At 58.6% G+C, this 447-nt stretch carries 2 pseudogenes; both read left to right on the forward strand.

Features of this window, described 5'->3' with window-relative positions:
* Positions 1 to 150, forward strand: a pseudogene (locus B3520_RS05730) (twitching motility protein PilT); the annotation flags it as partial.
* 19 nt (positions 151 to 169) lie between these two features.
* Positions 170 to 447 (forward strand): annotated as a pseudogene (locus B3520_RS05735) (type IV pili twitching motility protein PilT); the annotation flags it as partial.

Below are 447 nucleotides of genomic sequence, written 5' to 3' on the forward strand. Positions count from 1 at the left end.
GACAAGGTGGCGCAGATGTACTCGGCCATTCAGACCGGTGCTTCCCTGGGCATGCAGACCATGGACCAGTGCCTGGCCGATCTGGTGGCGCGTCGGTTGGTCAATCGCGACGTGGCCCGGGAAAAAGCCAAGATGCCGGAAAACTTCTAGATAATTACGGGACACCGCTATGGATTTTGATCGCTTATTGTCGCTGATGGTCGAGAAAGGGGCCTCAGATCTTTTTATTACCGCCGGCGTTCCGCCGTCCATCAAGGTGAATGGCAAGCTGGTTCCGGCCACCGCCTCGCCTCTGCCTCCGGAGAAGGCTCGGGAGGTAGTTTTGGGGGTAATGAACGAGAAGCAGCGCCGGGAATTTCTCGAGCAGAAAGAGCTCAACTTTGCTATCAGCGCCCGGGGTATCGGCCGCTTCCGGGCGAGCGCGTTCTATCAACGCAACCTGGCGGG

Source organism: Marinimicrobium sp. UBA4509 (genome assembly GCF_002388575.1).
GTDB lineage: Bacteria > Pseudomonadota > Gammaproteobacteria > Pseudomonadales > Cellvibrionaceae > Marinimicrobium > Marinimicrobium koreense.